This is a genomic window from Caulobacter sp. GW821-FHT10C03 (assembly GCF_059415485.1).
This window is the reverse complement of sequence record NZ_JBWKNI010000001.1, coordinates 292,177-312,652: the sequence shown is the minus strand read 5'-3', so window position 1 is coordinate 312,652 and position 20,476 is coordinate 292,177. Positions and strand designations below refer to the sequence as shown.

General features: G+C 70.7%; 16 protein-coding genes. 5 read left to right on the top strand and 11 right to left on the bottom strand.

Going from position 1 to position 20,476, the window contains the following annotated elements; all coding sequences use genetic code 11:
* The 7 genes from AC07NG_RS01440 to AC07NG_RS01410 form a co-directional block, all read right to left on the bottom strand.
* On the bottom strand, positions 1-89 hold an 89-nt coding region (locus AC07NG_RS01440; protein WP_494591832.1), incomplete at its 3' end, for a hypothetical protein.
* On the bottom strand, positions 82-1,755 hold the full coding sequence (locus AC07NG_RS01435; RefSeq protein ID WP_494591699.1) for a DUF6504 family protein: 1,674 nt from the start codon (positions 1,753-1,755) through the stop codon (positions 82-84). The genes AC07NG_RS01435 and AC07NG_RS01440, both read right to left, overlap by 8 nt.
* On the bottom strand, positions 1,667-2,443 hold the full coding sequence (locus AC07NG_RS01430) for an ImuA family protein (protein WP_494591697.1): 777 nt from the start codon (positions 2,441-2,443) through the stop codon (positions 1,667-1,669). Before AC07NG_RS01430 ends, AC07NG_RS01435 begins: the two co-directional genes overlap by 89 nt.
* 264 nt (positions 2,444-2,707) lie before the next feature.
* Positions 2,708-4,639, bottom strand: a complete 1,932-nt coding sequence (locus tag AC07NG_RS01425; protein ID WP_494591695.1) for an HWE histidine kinase domain-containing protein — start codon at positions 4,637-4,639, stop codon at positions 2,708-2,710.
* Positions 4,640-4,742: 103 nt separating this feature from the next.
* Positions 4,743-5,447, bottom strand: coding sequence for a 2OG-Fe dioxygenase family protein (locus tag AC07NG_RS01420; protein ID WP_494591693.1), 705 nt, complete (start codon positions 5,445-5,447; stop codon positions 4,743-4,745).
* On the bottom strand, positions 5,444-5,842 hold the full coding sequence (locus tag AC07NG_RS01415) for a group III truncated hemoglobin (RefSeq protein ID WP_492857410.1): 399 nt from the start codon (positions 5,840-5,842) through the stop codon (positions 5,444-5,446). Before AC07NG_RS01415 ends, AC07NG_RS01420 begins: the two co-directional genes overlap by 4 nt.
* 114 nt (positions 5,843-5,956) lie before the next feature.
* Positions 5,957-6,889, bottom strand: a complete 933-nt coding sequence (locus tag AC07NG_RS01410; protein WP_494591690.1) for a BON domain-containing protein — start codon at positions 6,887-6,889, stop codon at positions 5,957-5,959.
* A gap of 218 nt (positions 6,890-7,107) precedes the next feature.
* Between AC07NG_RS01410 and dnaG the strand changes: the two genes are divergently transcribed.
* Positions 7,108-9,021, top strand: coding sequence for a DNA primase (gene dnaG, locus AC07NG_RS01405; RefSeq protein WP_494591688.1), 1,914 nt, complete (start codon positions 7,108-7,110; stop codon positions 9,019-9,021).
* A 5-nt stretch (positions 9,022-9,026) separates the two neighbouring features.
* On the opposite strand, the gene AC07NG_RS01400 is transcribed toward dnaG, so the two are convergent.
* Positions 9,027-11,810 carry a PAS domain S-box protein gene (locus tag AC07NG_RS01400; RefSeq protein WP_494591686.1) on the bottom strand — a complete coding sequence of 928 codons (2,784 nt, stop codon included), beginning with the start codon at positions 11,808-11,810 and terminating at the stop codon, positions 9,027-9,029.
* A 591-nt stretch (positions 11,811-12,401) separates the two neighbouring features.
* On the opposite strand from AC07NG_RS01400, the gene rpoD reads away from it, so the two are divergent.
* Positions 12,402-14,357, top strand: coding sequence for an RNA polymerase sigma factor RpoD (gene rpoD / locus AC07NG_RS01395; RefSeq protein ID WP_110121310.1), 1,956 nt, complete (start codon positions 12,402-12,404; stop codon positions 14,355-14,357).
* 127 nt (positions 14,358-14,484) lie between these two features.
* Here the strand turns inward: rpoD and AC07NG_RS01390 are convergent, their stop codons facing one another.
* Both AC07NG_RS01390 and AC07NG_RS01385 read right to left on the bottom strand, forming a co-directional pair.
* Positions 14,485-15,348, bottom strand: a complete 864-nt coding sequence (locus AC07NG_RS01390) for a hypothetical protein (protein ID WP_494591684.1) — start codon at positions 15,346-15,348, stop codon at positions 14,485-14,487.
* Between the two features lie 159 nt (positions 15,349-15,507).
* Complete coding sequence (locus tag AC07NG_RS01385; RefSeq protein ID WP_494591682.1) at positions 15,508-16,800, bottom strand: S8 family serine peptidase; 1,293 nt, start codon at positions 16,798-16,800, stop codon at positions 15,508-15,510.
* 122 nt (positions 16,801-16,922) lie between these two features.
* Between AC07NG_RS01385 and AC07NG_RS01380 the strand changes: the two genes are divergently transcribed.
* Positions 16,923-17,423 carry a sigma-70 family RNA polymerase sigma factor gene (locus AC07NG_RS01380; protein WP_199228315.1) on the top strand — a complete coding sequence of 167 codons (501 nt, stop codon included), beginning with the start codon at positions 16,923-16,925 and terminating at the stop codon, positions 17,421-17,423.
* Entirely contained in the window at positions 17,420-18,196 is a 777-nt protein-coding gene (locus AC07NG_RS01375; protein ID WP_494591680.1) for an anti-sigma factor family protein, read from the top strand. The genes AC07NG_RS01380 and AC07NG_RS01375 overlap by 4 nt, the downstream gene beginning before the upstream one ends.
* Positions 18,197-18,319: 123 nt before the next feature.
* Here AC07NG_RS01375 and AC07NG_RS01370 read toward each other — a convergent pair whose 3' ends face one another.
* Positions 18,320-18,541 (bottom strand): flagellar basal body rod C-terminal domain-containing protein, encoded by a 222-nt coding sequence (locus AC07NG_RS01370; protein WP_492857417.1) that lies wholly within the window; start codon positions 18,539-18,541, stop codon positions 18,320-18,322.
* A gap of 246 nt (positions 18,542-18,787) precedes the next feature.
* Here AC07NG_RS01370 and AC07NG_RS01365 point away from each other — a divergent pair, with 246 nt between their 5' ends.
* Positions 18,788-20,470, top strand: a complete 1,683-nt coding sequence (locus tag AC07NG_RS01365; protein ID WP_494591677.1) for a M28 family peptidase — start codon at positions 18,788-18,790, stop codon at positions 20,468-20,470.
* Positions 20,471-20,476: the final 6 nt, after the last annotated feature.

The window sequence follows — 20,476 nt, the reverse complement described above, 5'->3', positions numbered from 1 at the left end:
CTCGCCCCCTCCACCACTTCGTGGTCCCCCTCCCCCGTTTCACGGGGGAGGAGTTCGCTCCACGCTCCTCTCCCTCTGGGATCAGCCAAACAGGCCATGCAGCCACCATTTCGGCATCTCGCCGTCGCCATAGAGCCCCTGGCGATAGATCCAGAACCGGCCGCCGGCCTCGTCCTCCACCCGGTAGTAGTCGCGGATCCTGCCCGGCCCCGCGGCGTCGAAGTCGCCGCGCCACCATTCCTGGCCGATGCGCTCGGGGCCTTCGGCGGCGCGCACGCGGTGCGGACGGCCGCGCCAGGTGAAACGCAGGGGCGGGTCGTCGGGCAGCTTGGCGATCACCTCGATCGGTTCGGGCCGGCGGAAGAGGCGCGTCGGGCGCGGCAGGTCGGGGTTCCACGGCCGGGCTGCCGCCGCAGGAGCCAGGGGCGCGGCGCGGGCGACGGCGCGTTCGGGCACATGGCTTTCGACCGGATCGGGCCGCCAGACCCGGGCCTCGCCCAAGCGATTGACCAGGCGATCGACCAGCGGGGCCAGGGCCTCGGCCGCGTCGAGCTCGGCGTCGATGCGCGACTGTCCCTGAGCCAGGGCCTCGACGGCGAAGGCGTGGACGGTGATCACGTCGATGCCGAAGCCCGGATCGACCCGGTCGAGCTTGGGGGCGACCAGCTTGGCCAGCCGCCTGGCGTCGCGGCCAGGACGCGCCAGGCCCACCGGCACGGGAAAGGTCTTGCCGTCCAGGCGGTGGAACACGACCTCGAAGCGCTTGGCCCCGCGCCCCTCGCCCTCCAGCCGCTTGCAGATCAGGACCAGCACGTCGGCGGCGACGCGGGCCAGGTCTTCGGGCGCGCTGATCGGCTCGAAGAAGGCCAGGCGCTCGAACCACGGGCTGGCCGGACGGCGGAAGACCAGGGCCTCGCCCGCCGCGCCCAGGGCCTGGTCGAGGCGCTGGGTGAAGGCCAGGCCGAAGCGCTTGGCCATCTGGGCGCGCGGCAGGCCGTAGAGTTGGCCGACGCGGTGCAGGCCAAGGCGCGGCAACTGGGCCTGTGCGGCTTCGTCCAACCGCAGCGCCGCCACCGGCAGGCGAGCCAGCGCCTCAGCCTGGCCGCCGGGCGGAACCACCGCCTGGTCGCGGCCATGGCGGGCCTCTCCATAGCGGGCCAGGGCCCAGGCCGCGCCGGCGGTGTCGGCGATCGCCGCGCGGGCCGGCACGCCCCAGCGGGCCAGGCGGTCGAGCAGGTCGGCCAGCATGGCGCCCTCTCCGCCCCACAGGTGGTCGGTCCCGGTGATGTCGAGCAGCAGGCCGTCGTCGCCGTCGACCGCCACGGCCGGCGAGAAGCGCACGCACCAGTCGCAGAGGCTCTCCAGCGCCCGGCGGTCGGCCTCCGGGTCGTGGTCGGCGGTCGCCAGATGCGGAACCAGGGCCAGGGCGTCGGCGGCCTTCTGGCCGGCGGAGAGGCCCTGGGCCAGGGCCGCGTTGTTGACGGCGGCGAGGCGGCGGGTTCCGCGTTCGGAGAGCAGCAGGGCGAAAGGGGGATCCTGCGGCGGTGAAGACCCCCTCCGGCCCTCCGGGCCACCTCCCCCAGGGGGGGAGGATTTTGGTCCGCGCTCGTTAGATGCTCCCCCTCTGGGGGAGCTGTCGGCGAAGCCGACTGAGGGGGCCTCCCCCTCACCCAACTCTGAGAAGGCGTTCGGGTGGTGTCTCAGCCAGGTCGTGATCGGCCAGTTCGGACACCACACGGAAAGGATGCGGGCCATGGTCGGCCTCCGAATGTTCCAGGATCCACGCCCCCGGGCGTCCGCCCCGGCAGCGTTCCAGCGTCACGCGCCAGGCGGGCGGGCCAAGGCCCAGCCCGTCTGGCGGGGCCCTCCCCGGCGCGGAGCCCACCCGCCATCGACTGAAGGCGGCCGAACCCGTCGCCCCCTTGGCCGGTCCGCCATAGGGTCGGCGGTGCAGGACGAGGCCGAAGCCTCCCGCCCGCTCGCAAGCCAGTTGCAGCCGGCGACCGGCGACGAGATCGGGCGCCTCGGCCTCGCCGATGGCGACGGCGACGCCCGGGGTGGCCAGGGCGTCCTCCAGCACCGAAAGCCCCTCGGCCTCGTCGCGGACCCGCACCAGCACCAGCCGCTCGACCGGAAAGCCCAGGTTCACCAGGCCCGGCACATAGAGGTCCGAACGCCGCAGCACCCAGACCACCGCCCCCTTGGCGGCCCGGGGCCGGGCCAGGAGCGCCGCGAAGGCCGCCGTGGCCGCCCCGCTTTCGCCCTCCAGGCCTTCGCCGACCACTTCGTGCCAGCCGCTCCTCGGCAGCCCCCCGCCGGGCAGATGGCCGTCGATGCGCGGATCGCCGAACGGCAGGACCGGAGTCGGAGTCCGAGTCCCCGCCTGAATGGCGGCGATCCGACCTCTGAGGGCCTCGATACGCGCCTCGCGCGAGCCAGGCATGGCGACCTCCGTTCCCATTTTGTTCTGATCCGGATGGCCGTCGGAGTCAAGGAGAAGGGATGCGGCGGGATGTCTCTGCGAAGCCCTTCACGCCTCACTTTTCTTCCCGTCATTCCCGCCCTTGTGGCGGGAACCCCTGGGTCCGCTCGCACGTGAAGCGCAAGCGGATCGCCAGCGATCCGCCCCATCCGCACCTGCGGCTGAAAGAGGGTTTCCCGCCACAAGGGCGGGAATGACGGGAGCTTAAGTGGGTGACAAACCGGCCTAGACCGGCTCCGCCCGCCGCCCCGCCAGGGCGCTGACCAGGGCCTCGGGCGCGGCCGGCTTGTGCAGCACGGGGCCGTCGTCGAGGCCGGGCTCCTGGTAGCCGGTGAGGTAGACGAAGGGGATGTCCCGTTCGCTGAGGGCCTTGGCCACCGGCGTGACCATGCGGCCGCCGAGATTGACGTCGAGCACGGCCCTGTCGATCAGGCTGTTCTCGATCAGCTCCAGCGCCTCGTCGATGTCACCGGCCGGGCCGACCACATGCGCGCCGGCCAGGGCCAGGACCCGGGCCAGCTCCATGGCCACCAGGGCCTCGTCCTCGACCACCAGCACGCGCTGGTTTTGCAGGCCGCCTTCCGACGCGGGCGACGGAGCGGCGGCGGAGCGTTCGAGACCGGCCGCCGCGGGCAAGGCGCCCCGCGTCAGCTCGAGCCGGCAATGCAGGCCCTCGGCCCGCCAGTCGTGCGAGACCCTGGCGCCCAGCTGCTTGCCGGCGTTCTGGATCAGGGTGGAGCCGAAACCGCGACGAACCGGCGCGACCGCCGGCGGACCGCCGGTCTCGCGCCAGTCGAGGACGAGGATCCCCGCCTCCCAGTCCCAGCGCACCTCCAGGGTTCCACCGGGCGCCGACAGGGCCCCGTACTTGCTGGCGTTGGTCGCCAGCTCGTGCACGACCAGGCCCAGCGACTGGGCGGCCTCGGCCCGGATCAGCACCGGCGGTCCGGAAAGGACGACGCGGGCCTCGTGCTCGAAGCCGTAGGCCTCCAGCTCCTGCTCCAGCAGCGCCCGCAGGTCGGCGCCGGTCCAGCGGGTGGTCGACAGCAGGCTGTGCGAGCGGGCCAGGGAGCCGATGCGGCCGCTGAGGGCGGTGACATACTGGCGCTTGTCCACGAAGGGGGTCAGCTGGACCAGCGACTGCACCACCGCCAGCACGTTCTTGGCCCGGTGGTCGACCTCGCGGATCAGCAGGCGCTCGGTCTCCTCGGCCTGGCGCAGGGCCGCCTCGCCCCGGGCGCGGGCGCTGGAGGCCCAGATCAGCTCGCCGACGTCGCCGACGAAGGCCACCTCGTCGGCGTTCCAGGTGCGGGGGTGTTCCTGGCAGATGAAGAGATAGGACACCAGTCGCCCGGCCTTGATCAGCGGCACGGCCACGAAGCCCAGGATGTCGAGCGCGGCATAGGCCGGCAGGACGGCCGGGTGGCGGGTGCGAACATCCTCGCGGATATCGTCGATGACCACCTGCACCCCGGCCCGCAGGTCGTCGCTCATGGCCGGTCCGAAGTCGTCGAGCACGAACAGCGGCCCGACCAGGGGCTGCACGCCCTGCCCGCCCCATTCGCCGATGATCTGGGTGGAGACGGCGGCCAGATCGACCTCGGCGTAGCCGGCCCGCTGCACGCCCAGCTGAGCGGCCAGCACCTGGCAGGCGCGGTCGGCGATGGCGGAGACCTGCGTCTCCTCGCGCAGTTGGCGCCCCAGGTCGAGCATCAGCGCCCGGCGACGCTCGCGCACCAGCAGGCGGGCGAGCTCGGCCTCGGCCTTCTTGCGGGCGGAGATGTCGGTGACCAGCACGTAGTAACCGAGCACGGCGCCGTCGGGGGTGATGTCGGGCACGTACTGCGCCTCGACATGACGCACGCCCGCCCCGGCATAGGGCAGCTCGCCCTCGAAGGTCAGGCTGCGCCCTTCCAGGGCCGCGTCGACATGGCCGCGCACCCGTTCGTAGGCGATCTCGCCCATCACCTCGACGAGGGAGCGGCCCTCGATGTCGGCGCGGCGCACGCCGAACCAGGTCTCGTAGGCGCGGTTGACGAAGCGGTAGCGGCGGTCGGCGCCGACATAGCCGATCAGGATCGGGACCGCGTCGGCCATGGTCGCCGAGAAGGCGTCCCGACGGCCGGAGGCGGACAGCGAATGGGCGTCGTCGGTCATGAAGGGCGGCGCTCGTTTCGCGAAGGAGCGGAGGCTTGCACGCCCTCTCCCCCAGGTGGAGTGAGACAAACGGTCGCGCCCCCTCGACCTTTGTCGGACGCCTCTAATCCTCCCGTCGGAAGGTGACCACCAGCACGTCGCGGCGCGCCTCGCGTCCGGCTTCGAGGGGGCTGATCGCCGTAACCCCGTGCAGGACCCTATGGTCGTCGAGGAATACCGCGTCCCCCGGCTCCGTCAGGGTGAAGGAGCCCAGGGCGCGGCCGTCCGGGGCGAAGATGTCGGTGACGCCGCTGGCCACATTGTGGCGCTCCACCAGCATGACGATCACCCAGTCGACGCCGTCGCGGTGCATGCCCTCGGGCGTCGGCTGGCCGGCCTCGCCGTCGTGGGCCTCGATGCGGAACTGGTGCAGTTCGACGTGCCAGGCCGCGGGCGGATCGGCGGTCAGGGGGTGGAAGAGCTCGAAGCCGGCCCGGAGCACGGCCGTGGTCACGGGGTGTTCGACGATGGCCTGGGTCACCGGCTCGAACCACCGCTGCACGCCACCGTTCAGGGTGTTGTAGTCGCGGCTCTGGTAGTGCGGCTGGTGCGGCTTGCGGGCGATCACGCCGTCGGCCGAGGCGGCGAAGGCCGCGAACCGCCTGCGGCGATAGCGCCCGCCGTCGGCCATGAAGCCATCGACGCCTAGGTCGTTCCAGCTGTCGGCGAACATGTCCCAGTCCGTCAGGCCGCCCAGCAGGTCGCGGGTCTGCGCGGCCGGCACGATGGCGAAGCATTCAGCTTCGATCTTTTCGGGGATCGCGCTCACGCCGGGGCTCCCGGACGGAAAAAGAGACCCAGCTTCAGCGAACGGGCGATGCGCTCGGCCTTCTCGCCAATGATCGCCGCGCGCGGGGCGTCGAACAGCTCCACGCAGGTGGCGTGGAAGAGATTGAGCCAGGGGGTGAACATCCACTCCTGGAAGCCCTCGATCCGCTGGTGCACCGCCATGGGCGAGCCCTTGTAGCGGCCCGAGCCCTGCAGCACCGTCGCCCAGAAGTTCTTCAGCGTGGCCATGTGATGGGGCCAAGCGTCCTCGGCGATGACGTGGTTGAAGATCGGCCCCAGGCGCGGATGACGGCGGACCTTGGCGTAGAAGGTCTCGACCAGGGCGTCGATCTCGGCGTCGGTGAAGGCGGGCTGCGGGGCTTCGGACTCGGACATGGGGCCTAAATGGTCCCAAGCGGCCGGCCAGCCAAGCTAGGGATGATCACTTAGGGCTTCAAAGCGCTTCACCGCGATCCCCGCCGAGGCGGGGAGCGCGGTGAAAAAGTTGGCTTACGCCTTGCCCGTCACGCCCTGCTGGGGCGCGTTGCCCTGCAGAGACCAGTCGCCGGGCTTGGCTTCGACGCCGCGATCCAGGCGCAGGTTGTTCTGGACGTTGTCGACGCCCGAGACGCTTTCGGCCAGCAGTTCGGCCCGGCGCTTGTCGTCGCGGGCGTGGACCGTGCCGCTGAGGGTCACCTCGCCGTCCTTGACCGCGACCTCGATGGACGAGGCGTCCAGCCAGCCGTCGTCGGTCAGGCGGTCGCTGACGTCCTCGCGGATACGCTCGTCGGAGCGGCGGTAGCCCTTGGGGCCGCGGCCGCGATGGTCGGCGCGCAGGGCCGCGTCGTGCTCGCGCCGGCGCTGGGCGTCGTGGTCGCCCATCCAGGCCGAGACCTCGTCGCGGGCCCGGTCGAACCAGCCGCGATCGTCGTCGTAGCGGTCATGCGAATGACGGCCACGGGGTCCATGCTCATGGCGCCCGGGCCCGTCCGTATAGTAGTTGCGCACACGCTCGTGGCGGCGGTCGAAATAGGCGCGGTCGCCGTAGTCGGGCGCCTCGCCGCGATAGCCGCCCCCGCCGTAGTCGGCCGTGGAGCCGCCGAAGTCGAAGCCGCCCACCTGGCCGTAGTCGCCCGGCGCGCGGTAGCCGCGGCCCGAAGCGTAGTCCGAGCCCGAACGGATGGTCCCGTAGCCGATGTCGCCGCCCTGGCTGACGGCCCGGCGCAGTTCGCCCCTACCGGACGAGCGGTGACGGGGCTCGCCGTAGCTGCGCTGCTCGCGGGCGGCGTAGCGGTCGCGCCAATCGGGATCCTGGGCGTAGCGGTCCTGGCGGCGCCCATCGGCGCGCGAAGCGTCGTAGCCATAGCCGCGCTCGTCGTCGAAATCGCGTTCGCGGTCGATCTCGAAGCGGCCTTCACGGTCGTTCCAGCGGGACTCGGGCATGGGTGTTCTCCGTGGTTCTGTGTGGCGTGGGGACGCGTCGAGGCGATCCCCGCATCAGAACGGAGGGTCGTTGGGCCTGTTCCTAGTGCGACGCTTCTTTAATCCACGGCGACGCTAGCTGTGGATGGCAGGGGATAAGTCCGAAGCCGCTTGTGAGGTTGTCACCTCAGGAGGAGTGTCATCCCGCGCGCGCGACCTTATGTTGGGGCCATATCGCTATGCGCTTCGACGACCGCTTCCTTGAAGAACTGAAGTCCCGACTTCGCCCCTCCGACGTGGTCGGAAAGACGGTGAAGCTGCGGCGGCAGGGTCGCGAGTACGCGGGGCTGTCGCCCTTCACCAAGGAAAAGAGCCCGTCGTTCTTCGTCAACGACGACAAGGGCTTCTACCACTGCTTCTCCAGCGGCAAGCACGGCGACATCATCAGCTTCCTGCAGGAGACCGAGCGGCTGACCTTCAGCGAGGCGGTCGAGCGGCTGGCGGCCGAGGCCGGCATGAGCCTGCCCGAGCCCGACGCCCGCGCCGCCCAGGACGATCGCAAGCGCGCGGGGCTGGGCGACTGGATGGAGTTGGCGGCGGCCTGGTTCGAGGCCGAGCTGCGTCGCCCCGTGGGCAAGGACGCCCGCGCCTATCTCGACCGCCGCGCCCTGCCCGAGGACCAGTGGAGCCGCTTCCGCATCGGCTTCGCCCCCAACGGCCGCACGGCGCTGAAGGACTATCTGGTGGCCAAGGGCGCCAAGCCGGGGGACCTCGTCGAGGCTGGCCTGCTGATCGCGCCCGAGGACGGGGGCGCTCCCTACGACCGCTTCCGCGACCGGATCATCTTTCCGATCACCGATACGCGCGGCAAGGTCGTCTCGTTCGGCGGCCGGGCCATGGATCCCAACGCCCGCGCCAAGTACCTGAACGGCCCCGAGACCTCGCTCTTCCACAAGAGCCGCGTGCTCTATGGCCTCTATGACGCCCGCAAGCTGCTGCACGCGGCCCAGGCGGCGGCGCCCACCGAGCAGACGCCGCTGCTGGTGGTCGAGGGCTATATGGACGTCGTGGCCTGCCAGCGGGCGAGCCTTGCGGCCGTGGCGGCCATGGGCACGGCCCTGACCGAGGAGCAGATGGAGGCGCTGTGGCGTCTGCATCCGGAGCCGACCCTGTGCTTCGACGGCGACAAGGCCGGCCAGCGCGCCGCCAGCCGGGCCATCGACCGCGCCCTGCCGCTGCTGAAGCCCGGCCGCTCGTTCCGGTTTTCGATCGTCAGCGGCGGCAAGGATCCCGACGACGTGCTGCGCGAGCAGGGTCCGGCGGCGCTGAAGGCCCAGGTCACCCAGACCACGCCCTTCGTCGAGGCGCTGTTCGTGCGCGAGCGCGACCTGGAGCCCCTCGATACGCCGGAACGCAAGGCGGGCCTCAAGCAACGCCTGCGGGCGGCCGCGGGCACGATCGCCGACAAGGATCTGGCGTCGGCCTACAAGGACGACCTCTACGCCAAGCTCGACCTGCTGTTCCCCAAGCCGGCCTATGGCGGCGGGGGCGGCGGCCAAGGTGGTGATCGCCCGTTCACGCCGCGCAACGGCGGCGGTGGCGGCGGTGGAAACTGGCGCGGCCGTGATCGCGGTCCGCCGGATCCCGGCATTCGCGGCATCGCCCGCGAGCAGATCGGCCGCCGGCTGAACCCCTTCCACGCGGCCGTAGCCATCGCCGCCGTCAACCATCCGGCCTGGGCGCGCCCCTATGACGAGGCGCTGGAGCGGATCGGTTTCGGCGAGGCGCGGCTGAAGGGCCTGGCCCACGAGATCTTCGAAGCCCTGATCGACGATATCGGCGACGAGACGCCCTTCCGCGACATCCTGGTGCGCAAGGGCCGCGCCGAGGAACTGGCCGAGCTCGACCGCCTGGCCGCGACGCTGAACGCGCCGTTCCTCGACGCCAAGATGGAGCGCGAGCGGGCCCGTATCCTATGGGCGTCCTGCTACGAGGCCATCGTCGAGGTGGGCGACGCCGAACGGGCCTTGATGGCCATGCGCGAGGAGCCGGTCACCGCCGCCAGCCTGACGGCCACCCGCGACCTGCGCGACCGCATCGCCGTCCTGGAACGCCAGATCAGCAACCTGGAATTCTGGCAGCCGGCGCACTAGCCAGATCAGGCCGCCCTGCGCTCGCGCTCCAGCGCGGCGGCGATGCCGCCCAGGAGCGCGCCGATCTCCAGGGGCTTGGCCAGGACGCCGTCGAAAAGGCCGTCGGAAAGCTTGGGATCGGCGTCGGCCGAGAAGGCCAGGATCGAGGCGTCGCGGCTGGGGCCGCCGCCCTCGCGGATGCGGCGCGCGGCGGTCTCACCGTCCATCAGCGGCATGCGCAGGTCCATCAGGATGACGTCGAACGCTTGCAACGAGGCCGCGTCGATCGCCGCCTGGCCGTCGGCGGCCTGGGCCAGTTCGACGTCGAAGCCCTCCAGCACCGCGCTGACCAGCTCGCGATTGACCTGATTGTCGTCCACCACCAGCACCCGGCAACCGGCGGGAAGGTCCAAAGCCGGCGCGCCCAGGCGCTCGACGGCCTTGGGCGCTTCGGCCGCGGCGGCCGGCAGGCTGAACCAGAACCTGGCCCCCTGCCCCAGCGCGCTCTCGACGCCGATCTCGCCGCCCATGGCCTCGACCAAACCCTTGCAGATGGCCAGGCCCAGGCCCGTGCCGCCATGGCGGCGGGTGGACGAGCCGTCGATCTGCGAGAACCGCTTGAAGAGCTCGCCCAGGCGCTCGGCCGGCATGCCGGGACCGGTGTCCGACACCGTCACGACCAGGCGCCCGCCTGAATGGACGGCGCGCAGCTCCACCGCCCCGGCGTCGGTGAACTTCATGGCGTTGCCCAGCAGGTTGAGCAGCACCTGGCGCACGCGGTCGGGGTCGAGCACCAGGCTGGCCGGCAAGCTCTCCAGGCCGTCGGCCACCAGGGCCACGCCCTTGGCCTCGGCCTGCAGCGAGAACAGCGACAGGGCGTCGCCCAGCAGGGTGCGAGCGTCGCACGGCTCCAGGTCGATCTCGACCTGACCGGCCTCGAGCTTGGAGAAGTCGAGGATGTCGTTGACCGTCGACAGCAGGGCCTGGCCGGCGGCCAGGGTCTTGGCGACCCAGGCGCGGGTGGACGGCGCCAGTTCGGGCTGCGCCTCGATCATCCGCGAGAAGCCCAGCACCGCCGTCAGCGGCGTGCGCAGCTCGTGACTCATGTTGGACAGGAACTCGGCCTTCACCCCGGCGGCGGCCTCGGCCTCGGCCCGGGCCTGCTCCAGCTGCGCCTCCAGGGCTTTGCGCGTGGTGACGTCGCGAACGACGTCTTGGATGCCGGTCAGGACGCCCGCCTCGTCGAAGAACAGGGTCGGCTGGCCTTCCAGCCAGACCCAATGCCCGTCCTTGGCCTGGCCGCGAAAGTGGAAGGGCTCGGCGACGACGCCGGGACCGCGAGCGATCAGGTCGCGATAGTAGTCGACGAGCACGCCCTTGTCGTCGGGATGGGTCATGTCGATGACCCGCCGGCCGACCATCTCCTCGGGCTCGTAGCCCAGCACGCGCCGGCAGCTGGGCGTGATGTAGACGATCTCGCCGTCGGGCGAGAAGCGCGAGATCATGTCGATGGCGTTGTCGGCCAGCAGCCTGTAGCGGGCCTCGCTTTCGGCCAGGGCGATCTCGGCGGCCTTGTGGTCGGTGATGTCGCGGATCACGTCGGTCACGGCGCTCATCTGGCCGGTCAGCGGATCGCGGGCCAGGGTGGGCCGCGCCTCCATCCAGCGCACCGACCCGTCCTTGCAGAGGATGCGGTATTCGATGCGCCAGGCCGAAGGGCCGGTCGGCAGGTCGGCGAAGGCGGCCTGCACGCGTTCGTGGTCGTCGGGGTGGATGAACTCGATGGCGCGGCGGCCGACGACCTCCTCCATCGTATAGCCGGTCACCACCTTCACCGCCGGCGAGACGTAGGTGAAGCGTCCCTCGCGATCCATCTTGGTGACCAGGTCGTTGGCGTTCTCGGTCAGCAGCCTGTAGCGCCTGGCGCTGCGCTCGACCGCGTGCAGGGCCTCGACATGGTCGGTGACGTCCTGCAGCAGGCCGATCAGGGCCACCGGCTGGCCGTCCGGCCCCTCCTCGCAGACCGCCTTCGCCGCCACGTGGCGCAGCGCGCCGTCGGGGCGCTGGAGCCGCAGCTGGAACTCGAAGCCGCTGCGCGTGTCGATCGCCCTCTGCAGGCAGTCGCGCACATGGTCGCGGTCTTCGGGGTGATAATAGGCGATGGCGTCGTCGACCTGCGGGTCGAAGCCCGAGCGCGGCAGGCCGTGGATCTCGTAGACGGCGTCGGACCAGGTCGTCAGGCCGGTCGCAAGGTCGTAGCGCCAGTGGCCGACCTTGGCCATGCTCTCGGCGATCTCCAGCAGGCGCTGCTTCTCGCGGGCCTCGCGGTTGGCCTTGGTCAGCTCGAACTCGTCGACGACCACGCCGGCCAGCAGCTTCAGCCGTTCCAGTTCGGCGTCGGAAGGACGCGGTCGCGGCTTGTCGTCGATGACGCACAGGGTGCCGAGGTTGTCGCCGTCCTTCGTCGTCAGGGTTGCGCCGGCATAGAAGCGGATGTCGGGATCGCCGGTGACCAGCGGATTGTCGGCGAAGCGTGGATCGAGCGTGGCGTCCTCGACCACCATCACCGCATTGGGCCCCATCTCGATGGCGTGGGCGCAGAAGGCGATGTCGCGGCCGGTGGACTCCACGTCCAGCCCGACCCGGGCCTTGAACCACTGGCGTTCGTCGTCGACCAGCGAGACCAGGGCGATCGGCGCGCCGAACAGATTGCCGGCCAGCGCGGTCAGGCGGTCCAGCGCGGGATCGCACGGGGTGTCGAGCACCTGATAGGACTTCAGGGCCGCGAGCCTGCGCGTCTCTCTGTCCATGACCTTTCCGCCCTGTGTCATGCGCGGCACTTTACAGAGCGACGGTATGCGACACGGTTAAGGCCCCGGCGTGGCATACGGACGCATCCACCAGGCGGCGACTCCTCCGCGCTTCTCGCCTCGCGGAACGGCGAGAAACGGCCAACTTCGCGCCCGCCATCTTGACACGGGCGTCACCCACGGCCATTTGCCGACTCAAGGATTTGCCACGCAGCTGATTTGACATCGATCGGGCCGCCAACGCACAGCGCGCGCCCTGCTTGAAACAGGATGTCATCCTCGCCGCGCCAAGTCCCAGCGGTCGTCGGTCCGAAAGGTCGACGTTCATGAACGCCGCGCTCGAAGCCGCCCGCCCTCCGCCAATTTCGCGCGGAGCGTTACCCCGTGGTTTTTCGTGCGTTAGTTCACAGAACGTCGAAATTTTTTTCATCGATGATGCTGGAAGCTTGGAGCGCCTGCGCAGCGGGGTCCTAACCCTTGGAAGCAGTCACCGACCCGAACTCGCGAGGATCCGCGGAAGGCCGGCGACATGTTGAAGCATTCTCGGCCCGTCCCTCGCGGTAAGGGGCGGCGTCGATTTCGGAGAGCTTGATGAGCAACAATTCCACGGCCGAGACCGAAGCGCCCGAAGCCACCGGTGGTGACGGCCCTCTGCTCGACCTGACCGACGCCGGCGTAAAGAAGTTCATCAAGCAGGCGAAAGCCCGCGGCTACGTCACGATGGACGAGCTGAACAAGGTGCTGCCTTCGGAAGAAGTCAGCCCCGACGCCATCGAAGACACCCTGGCGATGCTCAGCGAGATGGGCGTCAACGTCGTCGAGGCCGAGGAAGACGCCGAGAACGCCGAGGGCGGCGAAGTCGCCACCCGCGACGAGAACACCACGGTCATCACCAGCGACAAGCCTGCCGCCTACGACCGCACCGACGACCCGGTGCGGATGTACCTGCGCGAGATGGGCTCGGTCGAACTGCTGAGCCGCGAGGGCGAAATCGCCATCGCCAAGCGCATCGAGGCCGGCCGCGACACGATGATCCGCGGCCTCTGCGAAAGCGCCCTGACCTTCGAAGCCATCATGGTGTGGCGCGAGGAACTGAGCACCGGCCGCATCCTGCTGCGTGAAGTCATCGACCTGGAAGGCACCTACGCGGCCATCAACGGCGGCGCGGCGACCCCGGCGGCCGAGGACGACGAAGGTCCGGCCGAGCCCGTCGACGACGAAGCCGGAGAAGCCAAGCCCGAGGGCGAAGGCGAGGACGAGGACGACTTCGACGACGGCGCCGGCCCGACCGTCAGCGCCATGGAAGGCGAACTGCGCGAAGGCGTCATGGCCATCCTCGACGCCATCGCCAGCGAGTTCGAGACCTTCCGCAAGCTGCAGGACAAGCTGGTCGGCAGCCGCCTGAAGGGCGAGGATCTGTCGGACGCCGACCGCAAGGCCTATGAGGGCCTGTCGGCGACGATCATCCAGCACCTGAAGACGCTGAAGCTGAACAACAACCGCATCGAGGCTCTGGTCGAGCAGCTCTATGCGATCAACAAGCGCCTGATCGGTCTTGAAGGCCGTCTGCTGCGCCTGGCCGACAGCTATGGCATCAGCCGCGGCGAGTTCCTGAAGGCCTATTTCGGTTCCGAACTGAACCCCACCTGGGTCGACCAGGTGAAGGGCATGGGCGTGCGCTGGACCAAGTTCGTCGAGAACGACACCAGCTCGGTCGGCGACATCCGCCAGGAGATCGCCGCCCTCGCCACCGAGACCGGCGTGCCGATCGACGACTACCGTCGCATCGTCCAGACCGTGCAGAAGGGCGAGCGCGAGGCCCGTCAGGCCAAGAAGGAAATGGTCGAGGCCAACCTGCGCCTCGTGATCTCGATCGCCAAGAAGTACACCAACCGCGGCCTGCAGTTCCTGGACCTGATCCAGGAAGGCAACATCGGCCTGATGAAGGCCGTCGATAAGTTCGAATATCGCCGCGGCTATAAGTTCTCGACCTACGCCACCTGGTGGATCCGTCAGGCCATCACCCGCTCGATCGCAGACCAGGCGCGGACCATCCGCATCCCGGTGCACATGATCGAGACGATCAACAAGATCGTCCGCACCAGCCGCCAGATGCTGCACGAGATCGGCCGCGAGCCGACCCCGGAAGAGCTGGCCGAAAAGCTGGCCATGCCGCTGGAGAAGGTGCGCAAGGTCCTGAAGATCGCCAAGGAGCCGATTTCGCTCGAAACGCCGATCGGCGACGAGGAAGACAGCCACCTGGGCGACTTCATCGAGGACAAGAACGCCGTCCTGCCGATCGACGCGGCCATCCAGAGCAATCTTCGTGAGACCACGACGCGAGTGCTCGCGTCGCTGACCCCGCGGGAGGAACGTGTTCTGCGGATGCGCTTCGGCATCGGCATGAACACCGACCACACGCTGGAAGAAGTCGGCCAGCAGTTCTCGGTGACCCGCGAGCGGATCCGTCAGATCGAGGCCAAGGCGCTTCGCAAGCTGAAGCACCCGTCGCGGTCGCGGAAGCTGCGCAGCTTCCTCGACAGCTGATCGGTCTCACGGCCTGAAACGACGAAAGGCGGCGCCCGCGAGGACGCCGCCTTTTCTTTTTGGAACTCCGAAGAAGCGGGACGGCTCCGGGGGAAGAGCCGTCCCTTAGGTCGACGGAGCAGCCGGCTTAGTTGTTGCCGGTCTTGATGTCGGCCGAGCCCGAGCCGCCGCCGTTGGCCGAGGCGCTGGCGCCGCTGCGCGAGGCCGAGCCGGTGAGGCCCAGCGAGCCCGACTGGCTGGTCCCGCCCTTCTTGGTCGAGGCGCTGGACGAGCCCGAGCCGCTGGTCGAACCCGAGACGCCGTCGCGGCTGGCCGCGCCGGTGGCGTTCAGGGCGCCGTCGCCGGTCGCCGAGGTCGAGCTGGCCGCGTCACGGGCCGAGGTGGCGGCGCTGCGGGCGGCGCTGGTGGTGCGGCCGGCCGCGCCGGTGGCGCGGTCACGAACCGAACCCGCCGCGCTCTGGACGCGCGAACCGGCGTTGGAGGCCGCGCCCGTGGCGGTGGAGGTCAGGCCGCTGGTGTCCGGGGTCGAGGCCGAACCGGCGCCGGAACCCGAACCGCTGAGCGCGCCGGTCAGCTGGCCGGCCGAAGCGGTGGCCGAGCCGGCGCCCGAACCATTGGCCGAACCCGCCGCATTGGCGGTGGAAGCGGTGGTGCGGGCGGTGTCGACCGCGCCGGTCGCCGCGTCGCGGGTGCGGCCGGCGGCGTTGCGCGCCTTGCCGCGGACGGTCGAGGTCGTGTCGCCGGCGCGATCGCGGACGCGGCCGGTCGTGTCGCGCACCGAGGAGCCCAGACCGCTGGTGTCGGGCGAGGTCAGGCCGCCGCCGAGGCCGCCGGTCCCGCCCAGCTGACCGCCGAGACCGCCCAGGCCGCCGCCCAGACCGCCCGTCAGGCCGCCGCCGCCCGAACCGCCCAGCAGTTGGGCGTGGGCCATCGGCGCGGCCATCAGAACAGCGACGGTGGCGGCGGCGGTGAGGAACGAGGTCTTGCGCATGGTCGTCTCCTTTGAAGGGTCTTTTCCGTGGGGCGCTGTCCGCCTCCTGACCCGTCAAACGCCGGCTCCCGCGCTTTTCTTCCCTCCAACGACAAATTTTTTCGAGAAATTCGAAAATCGATCTCTCGGCGTTATCCGGCTGACTCTTTTCGACTTTTCCTAGCGCCCTGCATCGACCTGGCCAGCGCCGAACACCTTGTCGGGTCCAGGAGCCCCCAGATCGCGGGCCGAACGGGCCAGATCCGCGACCGCCGTCCGAGCGCGCGCCGGGTCGGGCCTGCTCGTCAGCCGGGCCAGCCGTCCGGCCACGACCGGCGCGGCGAAGGAGGTGCCGCGCAGGCTGGCGGTCCGTCCGCCGGGGGCGGCGGCGCGCACCTCGGCGCCGAAAGCGGCGAAGGCCACCTGCGGATTGGCCCCGGCCTCGGGCAGCGCCCTTCCCTTGCGGTCGACGCCGGTGACCGCGATCACGCCGGAATAGGAGGCCGGATAGAGCGGCGGCGCGGCCGGGCCGTCGTTGCCGACCGCGGCGACGACCAGAACGCCCTGCCCGACCAGCGCCTTGACCGCCGCCCGCAGCGCGCCGTTGTCGGGGCCGACCAGGCTGACATTGACCACCGGGACCTTGGCCGCGCTCATCCAGGACAGCGCCCCGACGATGGCCGAGGCCGAGCCGCCGGTCGGCCCGACGCCATAGACGTCGGCCGCCAGCAGCCGCGCGCCGGGTCCCGCCGCGCCATAGCCCCGCGCGGCGATCAGGGCGGCGGTGGCGGTGCCGTGCGCCCCGGCCCTGGGCGCACCCTTGGCGAAGCCCTTCTGCTCGATGCCGACGCCCTTGAAGTCCGGATGGCCCAGATCGATCCCGCCGTCGACCAGGCCCACCCGCGCGCCGCCGGTCGCGGATTTGTCCGACGCGGCCGTCGCCGCCAGCCCCGTGGCGACCGCCACGCCGGCGCCGGCGTAGATGTGGTTGAAGTCGTAGTCGCCGTCAGGATCCAGCGCCCGCAGGTCGCGGACGGCCTGGCGGGCGTCCATGCCGCGCGGCGGGGCCAGGGTGACCAGCTCGAGGTCAAGCTCGCCCGACCGCTCGCGGCGCAGCACGGTGAAGCCCTTGGCCAGGGCCTGTTCGATCGCCTGGGAGCTGGGCGAGACGGCCAGCACCTCGCCGCGCACGGCGGGCCGGCCCTGGTCATCGGCTTCAAGCGTGCGGGGATTGGCCTTCAGCAGGGACCGCAGGCGATCCAGCCCCGCCAGGTCGCGCACGCCCTCGACGGTGCGCGTCGTCAGGTCCTGCGCGCCATCGACGACGTCCGAGACGACCGGCAACCGGCTGGGCAGCCCACTGGGCAAAGACGGCAGGCCGCCGGGCAGCAGCTGGGCGCGCGAGGCCGCCGCCGGTCCCAGGACCAGGGCGCAGGCCGCGACGACCGGCAGGACGATTTTCCTTCGCAACACGATCTCCTGAACTCTCCGCGCGAGAACGATGGCCGGAACGCGCGCGGAGTGGAATAATTATCGAGTTGTGGATTAAACGCCGGGCACGGCGCGTTTCTTCCTTCAGGCGACGTAGGCGGACCTTGGATTCTTTTCAAAAGGACATGCTGGACCTGCTGCCGCGGCTGCGCCGCATGGCGCGGGTGCTGGCCCGGGATCCCGCCGACGCCGACGACCTGACGCAGTTGACCGTGGAGCGCGCCCTGGCGCGCCGCGATCAATGGCGAGAGGGCACGCGACAAGACAGTTGGATGTTTCGGATCATGCGCAACGCCTGGATCGACGAAAGCAGGAGCCGGGCCCGGCGCGGCCGGATCCTGGCCCCGCCCGAAGCCGGCGCCAACGCCGCCGACCCGGCCGCCCACTCGCTGGACAGCCATCTGGCGATGAGCGCCGTCGAGGCGGCGCTGGACGCCCTGCCCGAGGACCAGCGCACGGCGGTGGCCCTGGTGCTGATCGAAGGCCTTTCGTATCAGGAAGCCGCCGACAGCCTCGAAATCCCCATGGGGACCCTCACCAGCCGCCTCGCCCGCGGCCGCATGGCCCTGCAGGCCGTGCTGATCGACCAAGGAGCCAGGCCATGACCGTGAGCGACGAAGAGGTCTTCGCCTATGTGGACGGCGAACTGCCGCCCGAGGCCATGGCCAAGATCACCGCGGCCATGGCCAAGGACCCGGCCCTGGCCGCGCGGATCCAGGCCCAGAAGGACCTGCGGCGACTGCTGTCGGGCGCCCATGCCGGCGTGCTGCGCGAACCGGTGCCGCCGACCCTGAAGTCGGCCGCCACCGGCGCCGGCGCCAAGCCGGCCGAGGTGATCGCCTTCCCGCAGCCCAAGCCGAAGGAAAAGGCCAAGGAGAAGATCCGCGTCCAGAAGCCGGCGACGCCGTCGGCCCGGCCGGGTCTGACCGTGCGCAAGCCGCCGGCCTGGGCGGCCATGGCCGCCTGCCTGGTGGCCGGCCTGGCCGTCGGACGCCTGGCCCTGCCCTCGCCGCCCACCGCCGACGGCCGCGTCGCCGAGGCCCCGACCGCCGTCGGCCCGCTGGCCCGCGCGCTGGAGGACGGCACGGCCGCCGCCGCGTCGGGTCCGGTGCGAGTCGGCGTGACCTTCAAGAATCAGGAAGGCCGCTATTGCCGGACCTTCCAGGGGCAGGCCCAGGCGGGCGTGGCCTGCCGGACGAGCGACGACTGGCGCGTGCTGGCGGTGTCGCCGGCGGCGGCTCCAGCGGCGAGCGGCGAGTATCGCCAGGCCGGCTCGGAGACGCCGGCCGCGGTCCTGGCCGTGGTCGACGGCATGATCGCCGGCGCGCCGCTGGATGCGGCCGGCGAGGCCAAGGCCGTCAAGAGCGGCTGGCGTTGATAGACAAGCGGCGGATTGGGTCGCCGCCTCCCGGATAGACTAGGGGAAAACCCAGGAGGCGGCGTATCCGCGCCCTTCGCAGGGGGGGACGCGAGGCGGGCGCGGACAATGACCGGAGTGCGGCTAGGCCAGAAGGTCCAGCAGAGCCCCGGTCATCTCGTCGGCGGTGCGAAGCACCGCGGCGTTGGCGGAAAAATCGGTCTTGGCCGAGATCTGCTCGACCCGTTCGGTCGCCAGATCCGTCCTGCCCCCAGCCCCCGGGTCCGCCGCGACGCGCTGGGCGCTGGCGGCCAGACGACTGGTCGCGGCGCTCATTCCGGCGGCGGATATCGAGAAGGCCTGCATGAACCGTTTCCCCTGTCTCTTTCGCGAAACTGGCGGGGTTCGGTTAAGCTCTTCTTCATATTTAGGGTGAATTTCGATCGACCTTACCAAGTTATGTAGAAAATCTTTGCCGTTAAGGTTACCGAGCGCGACGCCTGTTGCGCGCCTATCGTGAAGCCCCAGGCCAAGCTCGGCTCGACAAGTCGCCGCCGTCTCTGCAAGGTCGCCGGCTTCGCGGCCCGTGGGGACCGCCCTGGAGCCTGCTGCATGCCCGTTTCGCGTCGCGCCGCCTGTCTTGGCGCAACCTGCCTGAGCGCCGTCCTGCTTCTCACGACCCTGCCCGTCCAAGCCTTCCCCCTGGTCGGCCCCAAAGAGACCTTCGTCCCCTCGCCCCAGGCGATGCGCGCCCACATGACCTTCCTGGCCGACGACCTGATGGAAGGCCGCGAGGCCGGCACGCGCGGCTACGACCTGGCCGCCAACTATGTCGCCGCCCAGTTCGCCCAGTTGGGCCTCAAGCCGGCCGGCGACGCGGGGAGCTATCTGCAGACCGTGCCGCTGGTCGCCTATCGCGTCGCCGCCGACGGCGAGCTGAAGGTCGCCGAGGCCGGCGCGGCCCCGACCGCCCTGACCTTCGGCGAGGACTTCCTGCCCTCCCCGCAGGCCGACAAGGCCGAGCTGGCCCTGAACGCGCCGCTGGTCTTCGTCGGCTTCGGGATCAGCGCCCCGGAACGCGGCCGCGACGACTTCGCCGGGCTCGACGTGGCCGGCAAGATCGTGGTGGTGCTGGCCGGCGCGCCCAAGGGCTTCCAGACCGAGGAGCGGGCCCACTACGGCTCGCTCAACATCAAGCGGGTCGAGGCGGCCCGGCGCGGCGCGGTCGGCGTGCTGATCCTGAGCGTGCCCTCGGGCGAGAAGCGCCGGCCGTTCGCGCGCGGCATCGGCGGCAACCGCGACTGGCGGATGACCTGGCGGGCCCCGGACGGCTCGCCCTTCATCCGCGGCGCCTCGGCCCCGAGCCTGGGCTCGATCAGCGTCAAGGGCGGCCAGAAGCTGTTCGGCGGGGCCGCGGGCCACCTGGAAGCGGCCTACGCCGCCGCCGAGACGACCGAGGGCAAGGTCGCGGGCTTCGCCCTGCCGACCACGGCCCAGGTCGCGCTGAAGAGCCAGATCGAGCAGCGCCGCAGCAGCAATGTCGCCGCCCTGATCGAGGGCTCGGACCCGACGCTGAAGTCCGAGGTGGTGGTGCTGAGCGCCCACCTCGACCACGAGGGGATCCGCGAGAACCCCAAGCCGGGCGAGGACGCGATCTATAACGGCGCCCTCGACAACGCGAGCGGGATCGCCACCCTGCTGGAGGTCGGACGCGGCTTCACCTCGGGCAAGGCCCGGCCCAGGCGCTCGATCCTGCTGCTGGCGGTCACGGCCGAGGAGAAGGGCCTGATCGGCTCGGAATATTTCGCGCACAATCCGACCGTGCCGAAGGCGAGCCTGGCCGCCGACGTCAATCTGGACATGCCGGTGCTGCTCTATCCGTTCGTCGACGTGGTGGCCTTCGGGGCCGATCGCTCGACCATCGGCCCGATCGTGGCCAAGGCCGCCGCCCGCGTGGACGTGGCCCTGTCGCCCGACCCGATGCCGGAGGAAGGCCTCTTCACCCGCAGCGACCACTACCGCTTCGTCGAGCAGGGCGTGCCGTCGGTGTTCCTGATGACCGGCTTCAAGAACGGCGGCGAGAAGGCGTTCAGGGACTTCCTGGCCACGCACTACCACAAGCCCAGCGACGACCTTTCGCAGCCGATCGACTACCAGGCGGCCGCCAAGTTCGCCCGGGTCAATTACGAGATCGCCCACGACCTGGCCGACGCGCCGCAGCGCCCGACCTGGAAGGCCGGCGACTTCTTCGGCTCGATGTTCGCGCCGCAGGGCCATCCGTCGGCGGCCCGTTGAGCGGGA

Coding starts and splice junctions, on each gene's coding strand:
- AC07NG_RS01435 (WP_494591699.1), bottom strand. CDS start 1,755: ATGGCCCGCATCCTTTCCGTGTGGTGTCCGAACTGGCCGATCACGACC.
- AC07NG_RS01430 (WP_494591697.1), bottom strand. CDS start 2,443: ATGCCTGGCTCGCGCGAGGCGCGTATCGAGGCCCTCAGAGGTCGGATC.
- AC07NG_RS01425 (WP_494591695.1), bottom strand. CDS start 4,639: ATGACCGACGACGCCCATTCGCTGTCCGCCTCCGGCCGTCGGGACGCC.
- AC07NG_RS01415 (WP_492857410.1), bottom strand. CDS start 5,842: ATGTCCGAGTCCGAAGCCCCGCAGCCCGCCTTCACCGACGCCGAGATC.
- AC07NG_RS01410 (WP_494591690.1), bottom strand. CDS start 6,889: ATGCCCGAGTCCCGCTGGAACGACCGTGAAGGCCGCTTCGAGATCGAC.
- dnaG (WP_494591688.1), top strand. CDS start 7,108: ATGCGCTTCGACGACCGCTTCCTTGAAGAACTGAAGTCCCGACTTCGC.
- AC07NG_RS01400 (WP_494591686.1), bottom strand. CDS start 11,810: ATGGACAGAGAGACGCGCAGGCTCGCGGCCCTGAAGTCCTATCAGGTG.
- rpoD (WP_110121310.1), top strand. CDS start 12,402: ATGAGCAACAATTCCACGGCCGAGACCGAAGCGCCCGAAGCCACCGGT.
- AC07NG_RS01390 (WP_494591684.1), bottom strand. CDS start 15,348: ATGCGCAAGACCTCGTTCCTCACCGCCGCCGCCACCGTCGCTGTTCTG.
- AC07NG_RS01375 (WP_494591680.1), top strand. CDS start 17,420: ATGACCGTGAGCGACGAAGAGGTCTTCGCCTATGTGGACGGCGAACTG.
- AC07NG_RS01370 (WP_492857417.1), bottom strand. CDS start 18,541: ATGCAGGCCTTCTCGATATCCGCCGCCGGAATGAGCGCCGCGACCAGT.
- AC07NG_RS01365 (WP_494591677.1), top strand. CDS start 18,788: ATGCCCGTTTCGCGTCGCGCCGCCTGTCTTGGCGCAACCTGCCTGAGC.